Genomic DNA, 18,616 nt, shown 5'->3' with positions numbered 1-18,616 from the left:
CTCAGGCCGGCGCGGTGACCAGCGGGTCGTGGACCCGGCCGATGAACAGCGGTACGCCGCTGGAGCGGTCGTGGATGACGTAGAGGAACGGGCGGTCGACGAAGAAGTTCGGCCCCTGGGGGATCGACGGCGGCCGGACGATGACCGCCGACGCGGCTGCCGCCTCGGTGCCCTTCTCGTCCACCGCGATGAAGGTCTCGTGGGCCACGTCGTCGATCCGCAGGGACGGCTCGGTGCTGATGCCGGTGAAGTCCGCCCGCGACGAGAACGCGGTCGGCATGCCCAGCTCGCTCAGCACGCCGCCGAGCTGGGCCGGCAGGCGGAACGTCCACTTCGGCAGCCGCAGCTGGACCATTTGGAACCGGAATCCGCGTAGCAGTGCCCCGAGCCACTCCTCGTTCAGGTGCGCCTCGACCGCGGCGAGATCGTCCCGGGTCGGCAGTACGACGGCCATGGCCAGGCCGCCACCGGCGTACGGCACGTCGACCGCCCGCCAGCCGTCCCCTTCGAGGTACCCCATCGTGTCGAACGGCCCGCGCATCATCGGCACCTCGACGACCCGGCCGTCATCGCGGGTGAACGGCGCCGCCGCGGTCGCCGGGACGCTGAACGGGTACGTCCAGGCCGCGCGCAGGTAGGTCGTGTTCGTCAGGATCAGGGTGGTGTCGGGGCTCACCGAGCCGGACTGCAACAGCTCCGGGATCTTCGCGTTGGTCCGGTCCGACACCCAGGTGTTGATCGCCTGACGCGTCAGGTCCGTCGCGCCACGGAAGTCAACCGGGTGCGGCGCGGCGCCGTAGTAGCCGGCCAGCGTGTCCCGGAAAGCCGGCTCCAGGTCGAGACCGAGCCGCGTCCACAGGGCGTTCGCCGTGGCCAGCTTGGGTTGTTTGGTGCCGTCCCCGTCCTGGTACCGCCCGGTCAGCAATTGATCGACGGCGTTGAGGCCGCTGTCCAGCGCGCCGGGACGCGGCTGCGGCGCGTGCAGCACGGCGTCCATCTCGTCCGCGGTGGTGGAGCCGGCGCCCGCTCTGGTCATGGCCAGGGCGAGCGCGACCGAGTACGGCGAGCACACCACGTTGCCGTCGCCGGCGGTGGAGCTCAGCGAACGGTAGAGGTCGGCGGTGAAGCCCTGTACGGCGATCGCGGCGCCCGCGGCGGCAGCCGGATCCGGCGGTACGCGCGCCGGACCCTGCTGGGCCGGGAGTTTCGGTGCGACCAGAGCGGCCGTGGCGAGCGGCAACGCCCGCAGGACAGATCGACGCGACACCATGCAGCGACGGTAGAACGGTCCTGTCAGGACACGCCAGGGCCCGGCCGTAAAAATCGACGTTCAGCGATATCTGCTACATGCCGGAGACGTCGATGTCCGCCCCGTCGAGGTCCACACCGACGGACGTGCTCCGGCTGCTGCTGCCGCCGCTGGGCCCGACGCGCGTGTCGCTGACGATGACCAGGATGACGAAGAGGATCAGCAGGATCCCGCCCGCGATGGCGAGCCCCAGCCCGACCTCGCCGCGGGCGCCGGGCGGGATGAGCTCCCACAGGTCCACCACCATCAACCGGTACGGTTTCAGCGCCTGCCAGATGAAGACGGCCACCGCAGCCCAGAAGGCCACGATCGCCAGCATGACAGCCCCGGTGAAGGCTCCACCGGCCATCTTCGATGCTCGTGTCCGGAGTTCCTGCCGCATCGCTCACCGCCCAGCGGATAGGCGTCACCTGTCGTTCACGGTAGCGACTTCCGCCAAGCCCACGAAAGGTTCAGGTCGGCCCTCGACGCGCCGAAGGACACCCACATGCAGCAGTCTTCGTATCCCCCGGCCACCGCCTCGCACTGGGTTCTGCCGACGGGGCGGTCGTGGCAGTCCATCGCTTCCGGCTATGTCGCCCTGTTCGCGCTCGTGATCTGGCCGCTCGGGCCGGTTGCTTTCGGCCTGGGCGTCTGGGCGTTGGTCCGGGCGTCCCGGCGCGGCGGTCACGGCCGGGGACGGGCGATCTTCGCGGTCATCGTCGGCCTGCTCACCACCGCGATCCTCCTCGCCGTGCTGACCACGCTGTAGCGAGCCAGCGCAGGCCCTCAACGCAGGGCGGGCGCGTGGAACCGAGGGGCACTCTCGCCCGTCAGCCGGCCCGGGGGCAGGTGCCGGCCGCAGACCACGAGCAGGAGGTCCTGGGCCGGTCCACGCAACGGCTCACCCGTCCCGTACACCCAGTCCAGGTCTGTTGCTTCCAGGCGTACCCCGGTCAGGTCGGCGCCGAAGAACTTGGCGTTCTTCGGTCGCAGGCCGGCCAGCACGAGCGCGACGCGCTCGGGCGGTGGCCGGCGGTCCAGGCCGAGGCCGACCGTGATGTCCAGGCCGTGGATGACGTCGTGGGACAGTGCTCCGCGCGGCCCGTCGCCGGGCGGCGCCCACGGGTGGGTGATGTTGTCGCGCAGCGCGGCGAGCAGTTCCGCCGGCGACAGCCGGGCGGCGTCGCGGCGGGCCAGGCGGTCCGCCATCCGGTTGATGTCGCCGCGGGCTTTGGTCAGTTCCCAAACGGTACGGCCGAGCGACATGCGGAACGGTGCGGTCGTGTGGGCGATGACTTCTCGTACGCGCCAGCCGGCACTCAGGGTCGGGGCGTTCCACTGCTCCGGGGTCAGCGTGGCGAGCAGGTCGGCCTGCTCGGTGCGTTCCGCCTGTACTTCGGCCTGCAGGTTCGGCATCGCGGGTCTCCTGTTCGGTGGGCTTTCCAGGAGTACGGATCAGCCGCGCGAAAGTAATCGGGTGCGCGGTCACCAAGTGGGTCGCAGGCGGCCCGGGGTGGCGATGCGGGACAGATCGGCGCGCAGGGCGGCCAGGCGGTGCGGGCCGAGGGCGTCCGCCCAGGGGCGCAGGACCTCGATGGCGGCCTCGTCCGCGGCCCGGGTGCACGCCCAGCCTTTCGGGGTCAGCACGATCAGCCGGGCGCGGGCGTCGGCCGGGTGCGGGCGGCGTTCCACGTACCCCTTGGTCACGAGCTCTTCGACCAGCTGGCTGGCCGCCTGTTTGGTCATGCTCAGGTGCTCGGCGAGCTGGCCCACCGTCGCGCCGTCGTGGGACAGGCGGGCGAAGGCGAAGCCGTGCGCCGGGCGCAGGTCGGCGAAGCCGCGGGCGCGCACGCCCGCGTCGATGGCGTCCACCAGGGCGCCGGCCGCGTTGAGCAGCAGCACCGGCAGGTCGAGGAGATCACGGTCCACAAAAGAAGTTTGACAGATCGGTCAAGCTGCTTGACTATTTAGTCAAGCAGCTTGACTACCTGGGGAGGCTCCACCATGTCCGTCATCCGTGAGCAGGACGCCGTCGCGCATCAGTTGCACGGCGCCACTTTCAATTCCTTCGTCGCGCCCTCGTCGGGCAGCAGTGAGCTCTGCGCCTGGCGGCTGGAGGTCGCGGCGGGCACGACCGGCGTGCCGCACCGGGTGAACCGTGAGGAGGTGCTTCTCGTCCTGAGCGGTGAGCTGACGGCAACCGTCGACGGCGCCGGCACGCAGGTGCGCTCCGGCGACGTGGTCTTCGTGCCGGCCGGGGCGAGCTTCGCGTTGGACAACACCTCGGGCGCTCCGGCGACCGCGTGGGTGACGACCACCGTCGGGCTCGAGGCCACTCTGGCCGACGGCTCGTCGATCAGCCCGCCCTGGGTGCGCTGAGCGCGACCGGACAGCAGGACGCCGCCGGCACCCCGGGCGGGATGACGGCGGCGTCCGGCAGAGGTGGGCTGGTCTACTTCGAGGGCTCCGGGACGTCGCAGGTGATCTTCGGGTTCACACCCATCCAGTTGAGCGGACCGGCGACCACCGTGACGACGACCGTGCCGGCCTCGGCACAGCTCGCGTCGCCGGTGTCCTTGAAGTAACCACGCTCGAACGCGGCGACGGCGCCGAGGACGAGCCAGATGACGAGAATGACTCCGCCGATTGATCCTGCGCGCATCGGGGGCTCCTAGGTCGTGGGGACTGGCCGCGAGATACCCCGAATGCGTCGATCTTTAAACGGAGGCCCGGACCGCCTGCAACGTATAGCTGTGCGGCAACCGCTGCGGACGGTCGGTGAGCTGCCATTCTCCGTTCTCCAGCTGCCGCATCTGGCCCGGCATCGCCTCCCACGGCACGGAGAGGTGCTCGGCCAGCCCGGTCACCGCCATCCCCGCCTCGATCAGCGCGGTGGCGACCTCGCCGAGGCCGTGGTTCCACTCGTGGGTGGTGTTGTGCGTGAACTCGGCGTCCGTCTCGACGTACGTGCCGCCCTCGGTCCAGACCGTCGGTTCCGGCTGCTCGAAGTACGGGTGCTCCAGCGTGAGCAGACCGTCCGGCCGGGGGTCGGCCAGCGCCCACAGCACCGGGTGGCCCTCACGGATGAACAGCCGGCCGCCCGGGCGCAGCAGCTCGGCCACGACCTGCGCCCAGCGGCGGATGTCGGGCAGCCAGCAGAGCGCCCCGATGCCCGTGTACACCAGGTCGAAGCTGCCTCGTTCCAGCTTCTCCGGCGCGCTGTAGACGTCCGATTCCACGTACTCCACCGGGGTGCCGGCCTGCTCCGCGATGCGCCGGGCCTCGGCCAGGGACGCCGGGGAGAAGTCCACGCCGGTCATCGTCGCGCCGAGGCGGGCGAGCGACACGGTGTCCGTACCGATGTGGCACTGCAGGTGCACGCCGCGCAGGCCGCGGATGTCGCCCAGCCGGGGCAGGTCGAAGCGGACCACGCCGCTGAGGTGCGCCGGGTCGTCGGCGAAGGCGGCGACGCGGTAGTCCTTGGAGGCCGCGTGGGCTGCCGCGCGCTCGTCCCAGTTGGCGCGGTTCAGGACCTGATAGTCGTTCACGGCGCCGACCGTATCCCAGCCCCGGCCAGGTCACGAGGTGGTTTCCGGGCCTCCCGTGCCACATGATGTCAGTGGCATAGCGTTAGATGGCAGGTCGACGGGGCTGAATGCGAAGGCGGTAGGGGTTGGAGACCAGGCGTACGACGGTGCGGGACGTCCGCCGCGCGAACCGGGCCAGCCTGCTCACGGACCTGTTCCACGGCGGCCGGCAGAGCCGCCAGGAGCTCGGTGACACGACCGCGCTGAGCCAGGCCAGCGTGAGCAACCTGATCGGCGAGATGATCGACGAGGGCCTGGTCGAAGAGGCCGGCCTGGTCGGTTCGGACGGCGGGCGGCCCCGCGCGCTGCTGCGGGTGGCCCCCGGGTACGGCTACGTCGCCGGCGCCGACGTGGGCGAGACCCGCCTGCTGGTGGAGCTGTACGACCTGGCGATGTCCCGCCTCGGCGTGGCCCAGTTCTCGCTCGGCGACGACGGCCCCGACCCGCAGGTGACCGCGGCCAAGCTGCTGGAGGGGCTGGCGGCGGTCATCGCCGAGGCCGGCGTCGAGCGTTCCGAGGTGCTCGGCTTCGGCGTGGGCGTCCCGGGCGTCGTGGACCACTCGACCGGTTCGGCCGTCGTGCACTCGCAGACCACCGGCTGGGACGCCGTACCGCTGGGCGAGATGTTGCGGGCCGGCACCGACGTGCCGGTGTTCGTGGAGAACGGCGCCAAGACCCTGGGCCAGGCCGAGATGTGGTTCGGCGCGGGCCGGGGCGCGCGGCACGCGGTGATAGTCATGGTCGGCACCGGCGTCGGCGCGGCGGTCGTGATGGACGGGCGCGGCTATCGCGGCGCGTTCAGCAACGCCGGGGAGTGGGGCCACACCACCCTGGTGTACGACGGCGACGTCTGCCGGTGCGGGGCGCGGGGGTGTCTGGAGGCGTACATCGGGTCGGAGACGGTGATCGCCCGCCTCGCCGCGGCGACCGGTCAGCAGCCCGACCCGAAGTTGCTCACCCGGATGCTCGCGGCCGACGGTGCGCTGGACGAGCCGGCCCAGGCGGTCATCACGCAGACCGTGGGTTACCTGGGCGCGGGCATCGCGGGACTGGTCAACCTGTTCTCACCGGAGCGCATCGTGCTCGGCGGGCCGGCCGGCTTGGCCCTCGGAGAGCGCTTTCTTCCCGACATTCGCGACGCAGCCTCCCGAAACGCTCTGCGGCATCCGTACTCGCGGACCCGGATCGACCTGTGCCAGCTCGGCCCGGACGCGGTCGCGATGGGCGCGGCCACCCTGCCGATCGCCCGGCTGCTCGTCGACGGCGGCCTCCCGGCGACCCCGGGCCCGACAACCCCGCCGTCCCGCGCCGCCCACCGCCGCTCCCTGAGCCGCGGCCGGTCATAGGATGCCGGGTGGCGCGAGCCGACGCGCGGAGCCGGAGCAGGGCCTCCGTCGCTGAGGACGGCGTACGGGCTAAGGCGAGGCTGTTCCTGTGATGGTTAGGTGCACGGCCCGGCGAGTCACGAGCTCAGCAGCATCGACCATCTCGGTGAGACTCGCTGCGGGACCCGCATCGATGAGGACGAGGGTGCCCGAGTTCGGATCATCGCCGTGCATGTAGTCGTTCCGCTTCTTGTACGCGGCTGCGATGAAGTTCTCGATCTCGCTGCGGGTTGCTCCGATAGCCGGATCGTCAGCTAGCAGCCGGGCAGCCCCTCGCCGGATGTGAATGCTCTTCTGTCTCGTGTCGTCAAGGCCGGCGCGCTTAATGAAAATCATTTCTAGGCATGTCATCAAGTCGGTCAGCCGTTGGGCGGGGTCGCGCTGGGCACCTCCGATGACCAGCCGGTCCAGAGTGACACTCAGCAGACGGTCCGCACGGACGCCGGGCTCATCGAGCCAGGCGAACAGACGGCTGACCTCAACGACATCGTCTCCGGTCAGGAGTGTCGGCCGGGTGAAGTCGACGGCCGAAAGAGAGGTCAGTACCGCCGTGGGCCCGGACAGTAGCGGAAAGTCGTCGTCGTGCTGAAGCCGTACTGAACGGGTGGAGACCACCGAGCCTCCACAGACGACTCGCAGTGCCTTGACCAGCCGTTCGGCCGGTCCGTCCAGTACCGGGAAGGGCCCGGCCGTCGGGTGTTTCGGCATCTCTGAGGCAGAGATGATGGGAAAGTTGCTTTCGACGGACAGCGCCCACTGGTGATCAGGTTCGACCGAGACGAAGGTTGGTCCGCCAAGGAACTCCGCAGGGACCGCGTGGCGCATTATCGCGGCGCTGACCTGCTGGTCGGACATGGCCCTCAGCGTCAGGTCGTCTGACAGCTCAACCGTCGTGACGTCGCTGGTCACTCGTAAGGCATTCATCGGTACGAACTCGACGAGCCGGGCCCGGGCAGCGGTCAATCCGCGCAGAAGGGTAGCGAATGCCTCGCTGAAGGCGTGCTCGTCGAATTCGTAGGACCGCGAGCTCCGCACCATCGGTTCGATTAGGTGCTGAGTCACTGACGGCCCGAGGTTCTGTGGGCCGGACATGGAGAATTCCACACCCGCACCGATCTCGAGGCGTTCATGTAGAGCAGCATCGGTGGCGACGATCGATCGCACCTTCGCCATCGCGGGAAACCGGTCGAACCAGCGGTAGTGCGCTAGCTCCGGAGAGACCCGCCAGGCATTGCGACGCAGGGCACCGAACTCTCGCTGACCGAAACGGTTCCACCCGCGGTTATCCGGGAGGTCAGCGAAGGTCGGCGTACCCTCGACGCTCGCCAACTCGTGGAGCGCTTCCCGTACCAAGGATCGCAACGCTGACTGCAATGGCGATGTCATCTCGTACCTGCCTTCTCGTCCGGCCACCTTGTCGGTGGGCTGGCCGATGGACAGCCGATCAGGATGACAGCGGCAGTCAGCAGAAGCAAGCAAGGCCGAACGGCGATACGGCGGCCCGCAATCGGGCCGCCGTATTGGCAAGTGGTCAGCTGCCGCGGACCCGGCTGATCGTGTCGCGGTACCAGAGGGCCGACTGCTTCGGCGTACGCACCTGCGTGTCGTAGTCCACGTGCACGATGCCGAACCGCTTCGCGTACCCCTCGGCCCACTCGAAGTTGTCCATCAGCGACCACGCGAAGTAGCCCTGCACGTCCGCGCCCTGCTCCCGGGCCGCCGCCACCGCCGCGATGTGCTCGGCCAGGTACGCGGTCCGGTCCTCGTCGGCCACGTTCCCGTCGGTGTCGGCGCTGTCGTCGAAGGCCGCGCCGTTCTCCGTGATCACCATCGGCAGGCCGGGGTAGTCGCGGTGCAGCCGGACCAGCAGCTGGGTGAAGCGTTCCGCGGTGATCGGCCAGTTCATCGCCGTACGCGGACCGCCCGGCAGGACCGCCCGCACCACCGGGTGCCCGTCGGCGTCGTGGGTGTTGCCCTGCTCGTCGGTGCCGCTGAAGTCCTGACCGAAGTAGAAGTTCACCCCGAGCACCTCGAACGGCGTCGAGATGACCTCCAGGTCGCCGTCCTGGACCGGGAACGCCGTGCCGCGCGCCGCCAGGTCCTCGACCATGTCCGCCGGGTAGCTGCCCTTGCGCAGCGGGTCCAGGTAGATGCGCAGACCCATGCCGTCGGCGCGGCGGGCCGCGTCCCGGTCGGCTGCCGTGTCCGTGGCCGGGTCCGCCGTACCCATGTTGAGGGTGATGCCGAACTTCATCTCGCGCGTCGCCGCGGCCCGCATCCGCTGGGTCGCGAGGCCGTGGCCGAGCAGCAGGTGGTGCACCGCCGAGATGGCGTCGTCGAAGTTCTTCCGGCCCGGTGCGTGCACGCCCACGTAGTAGCCCAGCCAGGCCGAGCACCACGGCTCGTTCAGCGTGGTCCAGTTGTCGACCCGGTCGCTGAGCTTGTCGAAGACCAGCATCGCGTAGTCGGCGAAGCGGTACGCGGTGTCCCGGTTGGGCCAGCCGCCCGCGTCCTCGAGCTCCTGCGGCAGGTCCCAGTGGTACAGGGTGACCCACGGGTCGATGCCGGCGGCCAGCAGCTGGTCGGTCAGCCGGTCGTAGAACGCCAGGCCGGCCTCGTTCGCCGGGCCGCGGCCGCCGGGCTGCACCCGCGGCCACGCCACCGAGAACCGGTACGTGTCTACCCCCAGGCTCTTGATCAGCGCCACGTCCTGCGGCATCCGGTGGTAGTGGTCGCACGCGACGTCGCCGTTGTCGCCGCCCACCACGGCGCCGGGCACGCGGCAGAACGTGTCCCAGATGGACGGTGTTCGGCCGTCCTCGGCGACGGCGCCCTCGATCTGGTACGAGGACGTGGCGACGCCCCACTTGAACGACGGCGGCAGGTCGGCGGTGGGCAGGAGCAGCCCGGGGGCGGGCGTGACTGTGGGGTTCATGGTTCTCCTGAAGGGGGATGGATATGGTGACGGCCCCGGCTGGTGGGGCCGGGGCCGTCGGCGTTGCGGTCGTTATCCGACCGGCTGCTTGACCGGGTGCAGCCAGCAGGCGACGGTGCGGTTGGCCCCGTCGGGGGTGTCCGGGTTGCCGAGCACCGGGATGTTGTCCGCGCACGGGTCGAAGGCCTTCGGGCAGCGCGGGTGGAACGAGCAACCGGTCGGCATGCCCTTGAGGTCGGGCGGTGAGCCGGGAATCCCGGCCAGCTCGCGGCGCGGGCCGCGCAGCGCCGGGAACGAGGACAACAGACCCATGCTGTACGGGTGCAGCGAGTCCCGGTACAGCGAGGTCGCCTGCGCCTCCTCGACGATCCGGCCGCCGTACATGATGGCGATCCGGTTGGAGAACTCCACCAGCAGCGACAGGTCGTGGGTGATGAAGATGACCGAGAAGCCGAGCCGCTCGCGCAGTTCGATGAGCTGACCCAGGATCTGCCGTTGCATGACCACGTCGAGCGCCGTGGTCGGCTCGTCCATGATGACCACCTGCGGCTGCAGGATCAGCGCCATGCCGATCATCACGCGCTGCCGCATACCACCGGAGAGCTGGTGCGGGTACGCGTCCATCCGGTCCGCCGAGATGCCGACCAGCTTGAGCATCTCCCGGGCCCGCGCGTTGCGGCTGTGCGCCGACATCTGCGGCTCGTGCGCGGCCAGCACGTCGGTCAGCTGGGTCGAAATCTTGTGCACCGGGTTGAGCGAGTTCATCGCGCCCTGGAACACGATCGCCGTCTCGGCCCAGCGGAACGCCTGCAGCTGCTTGTCGGTCAGGCCCAGGACGTCGTACGGCTCGCCCTGCTCGGGGTGGTAGATGACCTCGCCGCCGCTGACCACGCCGGGCGGGGCGAGCAGCCGGGTGAGCCCGTACGCCAGGGTGGACTTGCCGCTGCCGGACTCGCCGGCCAGCCCGAGGACCTCACCGCGGTGCAGGGTGAGGTTGACGTCGCGGACGGCGTGCACCGCCTGGTCGCCCAGGCCGTAGTCCACGTTGAGGTTCTTGATCTCGAGAACGGGTTCGTTCATCGAGTGGCCTCCTTGCTGCGGATGACCGGCGTCGGCTTGCCGCCGATGACCGGGATCGGGCTGGCGTGGGTGTGCGGCGCGGCCGAGTTGTCCAGCACCGGCGTGAAGCCGACCCGCATCCGTACGGTGCGCCCGGACGTGGTCTTGATCTTCGTCTTGCCGGCGCTGCGCAGTCGCGGGCTGACGAACTCGTCGATGCCGAAGTTGATCAGCGAGAGGGCGGTGCCCAGGAACGCGATCGCCAGACCGGCCGGGACGAACCACCACCACGCGCCCTGGGCCAGGGCCTGCTGGCTCTGCGCCCAGAACAGGATCGTGCCCCAGTTCCACGAGGTGGCCGAGCCGATGCCGATGAAGGCCAGGGTGATCTCCGAGGTGACCGCGAAGATGACCGTGCCGACGAAGCCGGACGCGATGATCGCGGTCAGGTTGGGTAGGATCTCGAAGATGATGATGCGCCAGGTCGATTCGCCGGTGGCCCGGGACGCCTCGACGTAGTCGCGTCTGCGCAGCGACAGTGTCTGGGCTCTCAGGATCCGTGCGCCCCAGGCCCACGAGGTGAGACCGATGATCAGGGCGACCAGGGTGTCACCGCCGCTGGGCACCGCCGCGGTGACGATGATGATCAGCGGCAGGGCCGGGATGACCAGGAACACGTTGGACAGCGCCGAAAGGCTGTCGTCCCAGCCGCCGCCCAGGTAGCCGGCGGTGACGCCGATGAGCACCGCCAGGATGGTGGCGATGACGCCGGCGGCCAGGCCGACCAGCATGACGGCCCGGGTGCCGACCAGGATCTGGCTGAACACGTCCTGGCCCAGGTGGGTGGTGCCGAACCAGTGGTCGGCCGACGGCGGCGCGACGAACTGCTTGCCGCGGGCGTCCGGGTCGTAGGGCGCGACCCACGGCCCGATGACCGCGAACAGCAGGTAGATGCCCAGGACGATGATCCCGGTCATGGCCTTCTTGTTGGAGATGAACCGGAACTTGCGGCGCTTGGCCGCCTTGCCCGGCTTGGCCGCCTCGGGCTGCGCCATGGCGCCCTGGCCGGGGATGACCTGGTCGATGCTGGAGGTGGGGATGGTCACCTGTCAGCCCTCCTTGCGGGTACGCGGGTCGAGCATCAGGTAGGCGATGTCCGCGATCAGGTTGGCCACCAGCACCGAGATGGTGATGACCAGGAAGATGCCCTGCATCAGCGGGTAGTCCTTGGCCCCGACCGCCCGGAACAGCAGGAAGCCCAGCCCCGGGTAGGAGAAGACGATCTCCACCAGCAGGGTGCCGCCGACGATGAAGCCCAGCGACAGCGCGAAGCCGGAGATGTTGGGCAGCAGGGCGTTGCGGGCCGCGTAGCTCAGCGCCACCCGGCGGTCCGACAGGCCCTTGGCGTGCGCGACCGTGATGTAGTCCTCCGCCGCGACGGTGACCATCATGTTGCGCATGCTCAGGATCCAGCCGCTCACCGACGAGATGAGGATGGTCAGCGCCGGCAGCAGGCTGTGCTGCAGGGCGCTGGAGATGAACGGCCAGTCCGGGTACGGCACCACGTCGGTGCCGTAGCCACCCGAGGACGGGAAGAAGCTGTCCGGCCCGGCGAGCAGGTAGATGGCCAGCAGGCCCAGCCAGAAGTACGGCACCGAGGACAGGAACGTGGTGGCCGGCAGCAGCCCGTCGATCCACGAGCCGCGCCGCCAGCCGGCCAGCACGCCGAGGCTGGTGCCGATGAAGAAGCTGATGATGGTCGTGATGCCGACCAGCGCCACGGTCCACGGCAGCGCGTCGCTGATGACCTCGGACACCGGCGACGGGAACGCGGTGAACGACAGGCCCAGGTCGCCCTGGAAGAGCTGCTTCCAGTAGTCGATGTACTGGCTCCAGATGCTGGCGTCCTTGTCCAGGCCGAACAGCACGTAGAGCGAGTCGATCGCGTCGGTGCTCATCTGGCCTTGGAAGCGGGCCAGCAGCGACTTGACCGGGTCGCCGGGGATCATCCGGGGGATGAAGAAGTTGAGGGTGATCGCCGCCCACGCGGTGAAGAGGTAGAACAGGATCCGCTGGATCAGGAACTTCATCGGACCTCCTCCGGGTGCGCGTCCGCCGCGACCGCCACGGCCTCGGGGGAGTGGCCGGTCGCGGCCGAGCCGGGCGGCTGGGCGGCGACGGTGGCCTCGTCGTAGAGCCAGCAGGCGGCCCAGTGACCGGGCTTGTCGCCGATCTCCAGGCGGACCGGCAGGTCGGTGAGGCAGCGCGGCATCGCCATCGGGCAGCGCGGGTGGAAGCGGCAGCCGCTGGGCGGCTTGATCAGGCTGGGCGGCTCGCCGTTGCCGCGGTCCGCGGCGTCACCGAGCATGTTGGCGATCCGGTCCGGGTCGGGTGCGGAGTCGATCAGCAGCCGGGTGTACGGGTGCGCCGGCGACTGGGTCACCGACTCGCTGTCGCCGCCCTCGACCATCCGGCCGGCGTACATCACCATCGTGTCGTCGGCGAAGTAGCGGGCCGAGGCGATGTCGTGGGTGATGTAGAGGATGGCCAGGTTGAGCCGTTCCTTGAGGTCGCGCAGGAGGTTGAGCACGCCGAGCCGGATCGAGACGTCCAACATGGACACCGGCTCGTCGGCCAGCAGCGCCTCCGGGTCCGCGCCCAGCGCCCGGGCGATGGCCACGCGCTGGCGCTGACCACCCGACAGCTCGTGCGGGAACTTGTCCAGGTAGCGCTCCGGCGGCGTCAGGCTGACCCGGGTGAGCAGGTTGTTCAGCGCCGCATCGAGCTCCTCGGCGGAGTTGCCGGCGTTGTGGTGGATCTTCAACGACCGGGTGAGGTGGTACCGGATGGTGTGCACCGGGTTCAGCGACGCGAACGGGTCCTGGAAGATCATCTGGACCCGGGCGGCGTACTGGCGGAACTGCCGTCCGCCCTTCACCTTCGTGCTCCGGCCGTGCAGCTGGATGTCCCCGGCGGTGCGGGGGTAGAGCTGCGCGAGCAGGCGGGCCACGGTGGACTTGCCGGAGCCGGACTCGCCGACCAGGGCGGTCACGCGGCCGCGTCGCAGCGTGAGATGTACGTCATCAACCGCGTGGACGGCGTCGTGCGTGCGGTTGAAAAGGTCGCGCAGCTTCCGGCGGACGGGGAAGTGCTTGGTCAGGCCGATCGCCTCAAGCACCACCTCGTTGGCCGGCGCCTCAGCCTCTGGGCTCAACGTCATGCCGAGTTCCTTCGCAGGGGTGAACTGCCGCGGTGCCGTGCCCCGGACGGGGTCGAGCCCGTCCGGGGCACGGCGTTGCGGGTCAGGAGTTGGCGGGCTTGAGGTGCAGGACGACGTCCAGGGCGTTGGCCTGCGTGGGCTGGCCGGCGCTGTAGGGGTTGGTGTCGTCGGGCCAGCCGACCCAGTTCTTGGTGCTGTAGGCCATGCCGATGTTGTCCGCGCCGACGGGGATCATCGGCACCTGCTCCACGAAGATCTTCTGGATCGTGTTGAGCGCGGTGGTGCGGGCGGCGTCGTCGGCGGCGTTGGCGTACGCGGCCAGCGCCGCGGTCGCCTCGGGGCTGTTGAAGCGGCCGAAGTTGCCACCCGGGGAGGCAGTGCCGATCTTCTTCAGCAGCTTGCCGTCCATGATGGTCTGGTAGATGTCGTACGGCGTCGAGCCACCGTTGGTCCAGCGGAAGGTGGCGTCGAACTTGCCCTCCTCCACGTTGCGGAACCAGGCGTCCTGGTTGGCTTTGTCGACCGTGGCGGCGATGCCGATCTGCGCGAAGTTGTCCTTCACGATCTCGAGCGAGGTCTGGTAGTCGGACCAGCCGCTCGGGTCGGTGAGGGTGATCTTCACCGGCTTGCCGCTCGGGTCCTTCAGCGTGGTGCCCTCGAGCTTGAAGCCGGCCTCGGTGAGGACCTTCTTGGCGCCCTCCACGTCGACGGCCTGGGTCTTGCCCTTGTACTCGGGCGCGACGTAGGCGTCACCGGCCGGCGACGGCAGACCGGTCACGCTGGTGACCAGCGGGTGGAAGTAGCCGGCCTCGGCCTGGTTGAAGATGTCCTCGCGGTTGACGACCATGCTCATCGCCTTGCGCAGGGCCACGTTGTCGAACGGCGCCTTGGTGGTGTTGATGTAGAGGCCGTGGATGCCGAGCACCGGCGGGGCCCACACCTTGTAGTGCGCCGGGTCCTTGTCGATGAAGACCGTCTTGTAGTTCGGGATGAAGACGAAGCTCCACTCGTTCGAACCGTCGGACAGCGCGGTGGTCTGCGCGTTGTTGTCGGTGTACGACGTGTAGCGCAGTTCCTTGACCTGCGGCAGGTCCTGCCAGTAACCGTCGGCGCGCACGGTCAGCGTGGTGGTCTGCGGGGTGAAGGACTTCAGCGTGTACGGGCCCGAGCCGACCGGCGTCTTGTTCGGGTCGGTGGTGGGGTCCTTGATGCCTTCCCAGATGTGCTTGGGCACGATCGGGGTCTGGCCCAGCCACTTGTCCTTGTAGACGAACATCGAGCTGGTGAACGTCACCGTCACGGTGTTCCCGCTGGCGCTGATGTCGCCGTACGGGGTGGCGGCCAGGTTCAGCGCCTCGTTCTTCTTGATCAGGTTGAACGTGTAGGCGACGTCGTCACCGGTGACCGGCTTGCCGTCGGACCACTTCGCGTTGTCGCGGACCGTGATGGTCGCCTTCTTGAAGTCCGGCGTCCACTCGGCGCCGGTGGCCAGCCACGGGCGGGACGGCTCGGCCGGCTTCACCGGGTTCCACATCAGCAGCGGCTCGTAGATCATCCAGCGATAGCCGAGCGAGGCGCCCGCCGACGTGGTGAGGAACGGGTTGTGGTTCTCGGTCTGCGGGCCGTTGGGCATGCCGACGGTCAGGAACGTGGCCCCGCTGCCGGCCTTCTTGTTGCCCTCGTTGGGGGAATCGCCACAGGCGGCGAGGCCGCCCGAGGCCAGCACGCCCGCGAGGGCGACCGCGAACAATTTCCTGCGCTGCATCTCTGATGTCTCCTCAGGTGGTGCGAATCGGGTGAGAGGGGGTGCCCCGAGGCAGGGCGAGTGCGCCGGACGTCGGAACGCCGGCCGTTTTGCGGATCTATGGGGGTGTGACGGGGGAGTAAGGCTTATGCGGAGTCGGGCTCCGGGCTCACGCCGGTGGAGCCCCGGACGGTGAACGTGGCGGGGATGACGGTCGGGCGGTTGGGCAGGGGTGAGCCCTCGAAGTGGGCGAGCAGCGTGCGCGCCGCCGCCTCGCCCATCTCGCGCAGCGGTTGGTGCACGGTGGTCAGCGGCGGCTGGGTGTGGGCCGCCATGGGGATGTCGTCGAAGCCGACCACCGCGACGTCCTGCGGGATGCGCCGGCCGCTGTCGAGCACGGCCTGCATCGCGCCGGTGGCGGAGAGGTCGTTGTGGGCGAAGATCGCGTCGAACTCCACACCGGACTCCAGCGCCGCCTGCACGAGCTCGAAGCCGCGCGCGATCGTGAAGTCACCCTGGAGCACGCGGTCCGGGGTGACCGGGTGGCCGGCCTCGGCGAAGACGCTCGCGAAGCCGTCGAGCCGCTGCACCGTGCAGCCGAAGCGCTCGGGACCCGCGACGACCAGCGGCTTGCGCCGGCCGATCTCGAGCAGGTGCCGGGCGGCGGCGCCGGCGCCGGTGTGGTTGGTGGTGCCCACGCTGGGGATCTGGCCGGGCTGCACGTCACGGTCGTCGATCAGCACCACCGGCAAGCCGCGGGCGTGCAGCATGGCGATGTAGTCGAGGGTGCCCTCGGGCTCGATGACCAGCAGCCCGTCGAAGCTCTTGGCGGAGACCTGCACGCCGAACTGGCGCATCGACTCCTCGCCGCGGTTGCAGGTGAACAGCAGCAGGCCGTAGCGCTCGGTCTCGAGCACGTCCACGGCGCCCTGCAGCACCTCGCCGATCCACGGCCAGGTGAGCGAGGGGACCAGCATGCCGACCACCCGGGTCCGGCCGCGGGCCAGGCCCACGGCCCGTGAGCTGGGCACATAGCCCAGTTCCTCGATGACCTTGCGGACCCGGGCGGCGGTCGACTCGTCCAGCTCACCCTTGCCGTTGAGCACCCGGGAGACCGTGGTCTTGCTGACCTTGGCCCGGGCTGCCACATCGGCGATGGTGATTGGCACGTGTCCTCCGACTTGTGTCCAGATGGTTGCACCGCAGTTTCGGAACCGGTTTCGGGAGCGGTTCCGGGCAGTTAACTCCGGTGAGCCGGGTCACGTCAACGCGTCGGTAGCTTTATTTAGGTTTCGAGACGGTAACTAGGTTGCGGCTTACTCGTTTACGTGCTTCGCGAGCCCCGCGATACCGGATGAAACGGGCGGGATCAGGTCGCCGGTCGGCGCAGGCGCGCGGTGATCAGAGCGACCACCGTGGTGCCGGCGGTCATGCCGGCCAGCACGAGGAAAGTCCCCACCAGATAGAGCCCCGTCTCGTCCTCGCCGGCGGCCTGCGCGGTCCACGCCGCGGTGAACGCGACGGTCATCACGGCGGCCGCCGGCAGCGCCGGCACCCGCAGCAGCACGGCGGCGATCAGCAGGACGGCGAGCGTCAGCACGGCACCGGCGACCTGGGCGGTGGTGTACGGGCCCGAGTAGTTCCCGGTCTCGGGGTCGAGCGTCTTGGTGGTGTCCCGGCCCAGCCAGGCCCACCAGGTGAACACGGTGGCGGCGGCCAGGGCGAGCAGGCCGGACAGGGCGCGGAGCTTCGTGACGGGCATGGCACCGAACCTAGGGCGCTGCCACCGGCCGCCGGATGAGCCCGCGTACCCAGATCATCCGGGTACGGCGACACCCTCCACCCGGCGGACCACGTCGGGCAGCACCGCACCGAGGGCGGCGTCCACGATCAGGTCCGCGTACGGCTCGCCGCGGGTGACGCCCTGGTTGACGATGGCCACCCGGATGCCGTCCTTGGCGGCGCGCAGCACGAACCGCCGCCCGGACATCACCGTCAGCGAGGATCCGAGCACCAGCAATGTCCGCGCCCCCGCGACCAGCTCGAAGCTGCGGCTGACCCGCTCGGCCGGCACGGTCTCGCCGAAGTACACGACGTCCGGCTTGAGCATCCCGCCGCAGGACTCGCAGTCGACCACCGTGAAGCCGTCCAGCTCGGCGTCGTCGATCTCCACGTCGCCGTCCGGGTTGACCGCGTTGACAGCCGCCGCGAAGCCCGGATTCGCCGCGTCGAGACGGTCCGAGTGGGCCAGCCGGTCGGACAGCTCACCGCAGTCCAGGCAGGTGATCCGGGACAGGTTGCCGTGCAGCTCGACCACGCCGTGCGCGCCGCCCGCCTGGTGCAGCCCGTCCACGTTCTGGGTGATGATCCCGTCGAGGCGGCCCAGCTCCTGCAGCCGCGCCACGGCCCGGTGCCCGATGTTGGGCCGGGCGTCGCCGATGGTGCGCCAGCCCAGGTGGCTGCGCGCCCAGTAACGCCGCCGGGCGACCGGATCCCGGGTAAATGCCTGGTACGTCATGGGGGTGGTGCGGCGGGCCGCGCCGGAGGGTCCGCGGTAGTCCGGGATGCCGGAATCGGTGGACAGGCCGGCCCCGCTCAGCACGACCACGCCGCCGTCGCCGACCCACTCGGCGAGCTGTTCGATCTGCGTCACCCGTCCATGGTCCCTCACTCGCCGGAGTGGGACGAAGGACGCACTCACGACTATCTGTGCACGGAGGGGCCGAGAACGGTAAGTTGTCAGGGTGGCCACTGTCGCGCGCCTGCTGCCCCGTTACTGGGACGGTCGACGCCTGCTGCAGTTCCTGGCCGGCCTGGCGCTGATCGCCCTGGCCTTCGCGCTCCCGTCGGTGCTGAGCCCGGCCGAGGTGCCCGCCGAGTCCCCGGTCACGATCATCACGACGGTCGACACCCCGGCGGGCCCGGCCGTGCCGGTGATCGAGGTCCCCGCGCCGCGCCTGGGTGGCAGCCGGGCCGGTCTGGCCCTGAGCGCTCCGGAGTCGGCGAGCGGCGTGACCGGGACCGCCCAGGTCGCCCTGGCCGCTGAGACCGCCCTGGCCGCTGAGATTGTCCGGACAGCCGAGGCCGCTGAGGCCGCCGAGGCCGCGGAGACCGGGCAGAGCGACGCTCCGGGTTCCGGGCATGTCGACGCGGGCGCGGTGCAGGGCGTGGCCGGGCTGCCGGTCCAGCCGCGGCACGACGGCCGCGGGATCTGCGTCGAGGCCCGCGCGGCCGCCGGCGCCAACCTGCGGGTTCACGGCCAGCGCGGCCCGCCGCGCGCCTGAGCCGGGCCCACCACCCCGCCCGGCGTCCCGTCCCGTGACGGCGCCGGCCCCTCGGCTTTCATGAGCGACTCCTGTGCGCGTACGGGAAACGCCGGAAGCCGGCAGCGCCGC

The 18,616-nt window shown here is 70.0% G+C and carries 20 protein-coding genes; 4 read left to right on the top strand and 16 right to left on the bottom strand.

Annotated elements, in window-relative coordinates:
- Nucleotide 1: 1 nt before the first annotated feature.
- Both ACQP2Y_RS35265 and ACQP2Y_RS35260 read right to left on the bottom strand, forming a co-directional pair.
- Entirely contained in the window at nt 2-1,270 is a 1,269-nt protein-coding gene (locus ACQP2Y_RS35265; RefSeq protein WP_433720348.1) for a serpin family protein, read from the bottom strand.
- 73 nt (nt 1,271-1,343) lie between these two features.
- Nucleotides 1,344-1,658 carry a hypothetical protein gene (locus ACQP2Y_RS35260; RefSeq protein ID WP_433720347.1) on the bottom strand — a complete coding sequence of 105 codons (315 nt, stop codon included), beginning with the start codon at nt 1,656-1,658 and terminating at the stop codon, nt 1,344-1,346.
- Nucleotides 1,659-1,796: 138 nt separating this feature from the next.
- Between ACQP2Y_RS35260 and ACQP2Y_RS35255 the strand changes: the two genes are divergently transcribed.
- Nucleotides 1,797-2,060 carry a hypothetical protein gene (locus tag ACQP2Y_RS35255; protein WP_433720345.1) on the top strand — a complete coding sequence of 88 codons (264 nt, stop codon included), beginning with the start codon at nt 1,797-1,799 and terminating at the stop codon, nt 2,058-2,060.
- A gap of 17 nt (nt 2,061-2,077) precedes the next feature.
- On the opposite strand, the gene ACQP2Y_RS35250 is transcribed toward ACQP2Y_RS35255, so the two are convergent.
- Together ACQP2Y_RS35250 and ACQP2Y_RS35245 are read right to left on the bottom strand one after the other, a co-directional pair.
- The gene (locus tag ACQP2Y_RS35250) at nt 2,078-2,707 is read right to left on the bottom strand and encodes a maleylpyruvate isomerase family mycothiol-dependent enzyme (protein WP_433720344.1); all 630 of its coding nucleotides are present in this window, start codon (nt 2,705-2,707) and stop codon (nt 2,078-2,080) included.
- Between the two features lie 69 nt (nt 2,708-2,776).
- A complete protein-coding gene (locus ACQP2Y_RS35245; protein ID WP_433720343.1) occupies nt 2,777-3,220 on the bottom strand; it encodes a MarR family winged helix-turn-helix transcriptional regulator in 444 nt (147 codons plus the stop codon).
- 75 nt (nt 3,221-3,295) lie between these two features.
- Here ACQP2Y_RS35245 and ACQP2Y_RS35240 point away from each other — a divergent pair, with 75 nt between their 5' ends.
- The gene (locus tag ACQP2Y_RS35240) at nt 3,296-3,670 is read left to right on the top strand and encodes a cupin domain-containing protein (RefSeq protein ID WP_433720342.1); all 375 of its coding nucleotides are present in this window, start codon (nt 3,296-3,298) and stop codon (nt 3,668-3,670) included.
- 73 nt (nt 3,671-3,743) lie between these two features.
- Here ACQP2Y_RS35240 and ACQP2Y_RS35235 read toward each other — a convergent pair whose 3' ends face one another.
- Together ACQP2Y_RS35235 and ACQP2Y_RS35230 are read right to left on the bottom strand one after the other, a co-directional pair.
- Nucleotides 3,744-3,953, bottom strand: a complete 210-nt coding sequence (locus ACQP2Y_RS35235; RefSeq protein ID WP_433720341.1) for a hypothetical protein — start codon at nt 3,951-3,953, stop codon at nt 3,744-3,746.
- A gap of 55 nt (nt 3,954-4,008) precedes the next feature.
- Entirely contained in the window at nt 4,009-4,839 is an 831-nt protein-coding gene (locus tag ACQP2Y_RS35230) for a class I SAM-dependent methyltransferase (protein ID WP_433720340.1), read from the bottom strand.
- Nucleotides 4,840-4,964: 125 nt separating this feature from the next.
- Here ACQP2Y_RS35230 and ACQP2Y_RS35225 point away from each other — a divergent pair, with 125 nt between their 5' ends.
- Nucleotides 4,965-6,224, top strand: a complete 1,260-nt coding sequence (locus ACQP2Y_RS35225; protein ID WP_433720339.1) for an ROK family transcriptional regulator — start codon at nt 4,965-4,967, stop codon at nt 6,222-6,224.
- 69 nt (nt 6,225-6,293) lie between these two features.
- Here ACQP2Y_RS35225 and ACQP2Y_RS35220 read toward each other — a convergent pair whose 3' ends face one another.
- The 10 genes from ACQP2Y_RS35220 to ACQP2Y_RS35175 form a co-directional block, all read right to left on the bottom strand.
- Nucleotides 6,294-7,649, bottom strand: coding sequence for a hypothetical protein (locus tag ACQP2Y_RS35220; RefSeq protein WP_433720338.1), 1,356 nt, complete (start codon nt 7,647-7,649; stop codon nt 6,294-6,296).
- A 145-nt stretch (nt 7,650-7,794) separates the two neighbouring features.
- Nucleotides 7,795-9,198 carry a GH1 family beta-glucosidase gene (locus ACQP2Y_RS35215; protein ID WP_433720337.1) on the bottom strand — a complete coding sequence of 468 codons (1,404 nt, stop codon included), beginning with the start codon at nt 9,196-9,198 and terminating at the stop codon, nt 7,795-7,797.
- Between the two features lie 72 nt (nt 9,199-9,270).
- Nucleotides 9,271-10,278 (bottom strand): ABC transporter ATP-binding protein, encoded by a 1,008-nt coding sequence (locus tag ACQP2Y_RS35210; protein WP_433720335.1) that lies wholly within the window; start codon nt 10,276-10,278, stop codon nt 9,271-9,273.
- Nucleotides 10,275-11,363 carry an ABC transporter permease gene (locus ACQP2Y_RS35205; RefSeq protein ID WP_433720333.1) on the bottom strand — a complete coding sequence of 363 codons (1,089 nt, stop codon included), beginning with the start codon at nt 11,361-11,363 and terminating at the stop codon, nt 10,275-10,277. The genes ACQP2Y_RS35210 and ACQP2Y_RS35205 overlap by 4 nt, the downstream gene beginning before the upstream one ends.
- Before the next feature lie 3 nt (nt 11,364-11,366).
- Nucleotides 11,367-12,347, bottom strand: coding sequence for an ABC transporter permease (locus ACQP2Y_RS35200; RefSeq protein WP_433720332.1), 981 nt, complete (start codon nt 12,345-12,347; stop codon nt 11,367-11,369).
- On the bottom strand, nt 12,344-13,477 hold the full coding sequence (locus ACQP2Y_RS35195; RefSeq protein ID WP_433720330.1) for an ABC transporter ATP-binding protein: 1,134 nt from the start codon (nt 13,475-13,477) through the stop codon (nt 12,344-12,346). The genes ACQP2Y_RS35200 and ACQP2Y_RS35195 overlap by 4 nt, the downstream gene beginning before the upstream one ends.
- An 82-nt stretch (nt 13,478-13,559) precedes the next feature.
- Nucleotides 13,560-15,242, bottom strand: a complete 1,683-nt coding sequence (locus ACQP2Y_RS35190; RefSeq protein ID WP_433720328.1) for an ABC transporter substrate-binding protein — start codon at nt 15,240-15,242, stop codon at nt 13,560-13,562.
- A gap of 125 nt (nt 15,243-15,367) precedes the next feature.
- Entirely contained in the window at nt 15,368-16,390 is a 1,023-nt protein-coding gene (locus ACQP2Y_RS35185; protein ID WP_433720326.1) for a LacI family DNA-binding transcriptional regulator, read from the bottom strand.
- 200 nt (nt 16,391-16,590) lie between these two features.
- Entirely contained in the window at nt 16,591-16,983 is a 393-nt protein-coding gene (locus ACQP2Y_RS35180) for a hypothetical protein (RefSeq protein ID WP_433720324.1), read from the bottom strand.
- A 54-nt stretch (nt 16,984-17,037) separates the two neighbouring features.
- The gene (locus tag ACQP2Y_RS35175) at nt 17,038-17,874 is read right to left on the bottom strand and encodes an NAD-dependent protein deacetylase (protein WP_433720323.1); all 837 of its coding nucleotides are present in this window, start codon (nt 17,872-17,874) and stop codon (nt 17,038-17,040) included.
- A gap of 91 nt (nt 17,875-17,965) precedes the next feature.
- On the opposite strand from ACQP2Y_RS35175, the gene ACQP2Y_RS35170 reads away from it, so the two are divergent.
- A complete protein-coding gene (locus ACQP2Y_RS35170; RefSeq protein ID WP_433720321.1) occupies nt 17,966-18,505 on the top strand; it encodes a hypothetical protein in 540 nt (179 codons plus the stop codon).
- Nucleotides 18,506-18,616 lie beyond the last annotated feature (111 nt).

Origin of the sequence: Actinoplanes sp. CA-051413, assembly GCF_050955795.1 — a bacterium.
Classification (GTDB): Bacteria; Actinomycetota; Actinomycetes; order Mycobacteriales; family Micromonosporaceae; genus Actinoplanes.
The sequence above is the reverse complement of the archived record's forward strand: the minus strand, read 5'-3'. Positions and strand labels throughout refer to the sequence as shown.

Bases quoted from the DNA above. Each gene is read 5' to 3' on its own strand.
- ACQP2Y_RS35265 (WP_433720348.1), bottom strand. From the start codon at position 1,270: ATGGTGTCGCGTCGATCTGTCCTGCGGGCGTTGCCGCTCGCCACGGCC.
- ACQP2Y_RS35260 (WP_433720347.1), bottom strand. From the start codon at position 1,658: ATGGCCGGTGGAGCCTTCACCGGGGCTGTCATGCTGGCGATCGTGGCC.
- ACQP2Y_RS35255 (WP_433720345.1), top strand. From the start codon at position 1,797: ATGCAGCAGTCTTCGTATCCCCCGGCCACCGCCTCGCACTGGGTTCTG.
- ACQP2Y_RS35250 (WP_433720344.1), bottom strand. From the start codon at position 2,707: ATGCCGAACCTGCAGGCCGAAGTACAGGCGGAACGCACCGAGCAGGCC.
- ACQP2Y_RS35240 (WP_433720342.1), top strand. From the start codon at position 3,296: ATGTCCGTCATCCGTGAGCAGGACGCCGTCGCGCATCAGTTGCACGGC.
- ACQP2Y_RS35235 (WP_433720341.1), bottom strand. From the start codon at position 3,953: ATGCGCGCAGGATCAATCGGCGGAGTCATTCTCGTCATCTGGCTCGTC.
- ACQP2Y_RS35220 (WP_433720338.1), bottom strand. From the start codon at position 7,649: ATGACATCGCCATTGCAGTCAGCGTTGCGATCCTTGGTACGGGAAGCG.
- ACQP2Y_RS35215 (WP_433720337.1), bottom strand. From the start codon at position 9,198: ATGAACCCCACAGTCACGCCCGCCCCCGGGCTGCTCCTGCCCACCGCC.
- ACQP2Y_RS35210 (WP_433720335.1), bottom strand. From the start codon at position 10,278: ATGAACGAACCCGTTCTCGAGATCAAGAACCTCAACGTGGACTACGGC.
- ACQP2Y_RS35200 (WP_433720332.1), bottom strand. From the start codon at position 12,347: ATGAAGTTCCTGATCCAGCGGATCCTGTTCTACCTCTTCACCGCGTGG.
- ACQP2Y_RS35195 (WP_433720330.1), bottom strand. From the start codon at position 13,477: ATGACGTTGAGCCCAGAGGCTGAGGCGCCGGCCAACGAGGTGGTGCTT.
- ACQP2Y_RS35190 (WP_433720328.1), bottom strand. From the start codon at position 15,242: ATGCAGCGCAGGAAATTGTTCGCGGTCGCCCTCGCGGGCGTGCTGGCC.
- ACQP2Y_RS35180 (WP_433720324.1), bottom strand. From the start codon at position 16,983: ATGCCCGTCACGAAGCTCCGCGCCCTGTCCGGCCTGCTCGCCCTGGCC.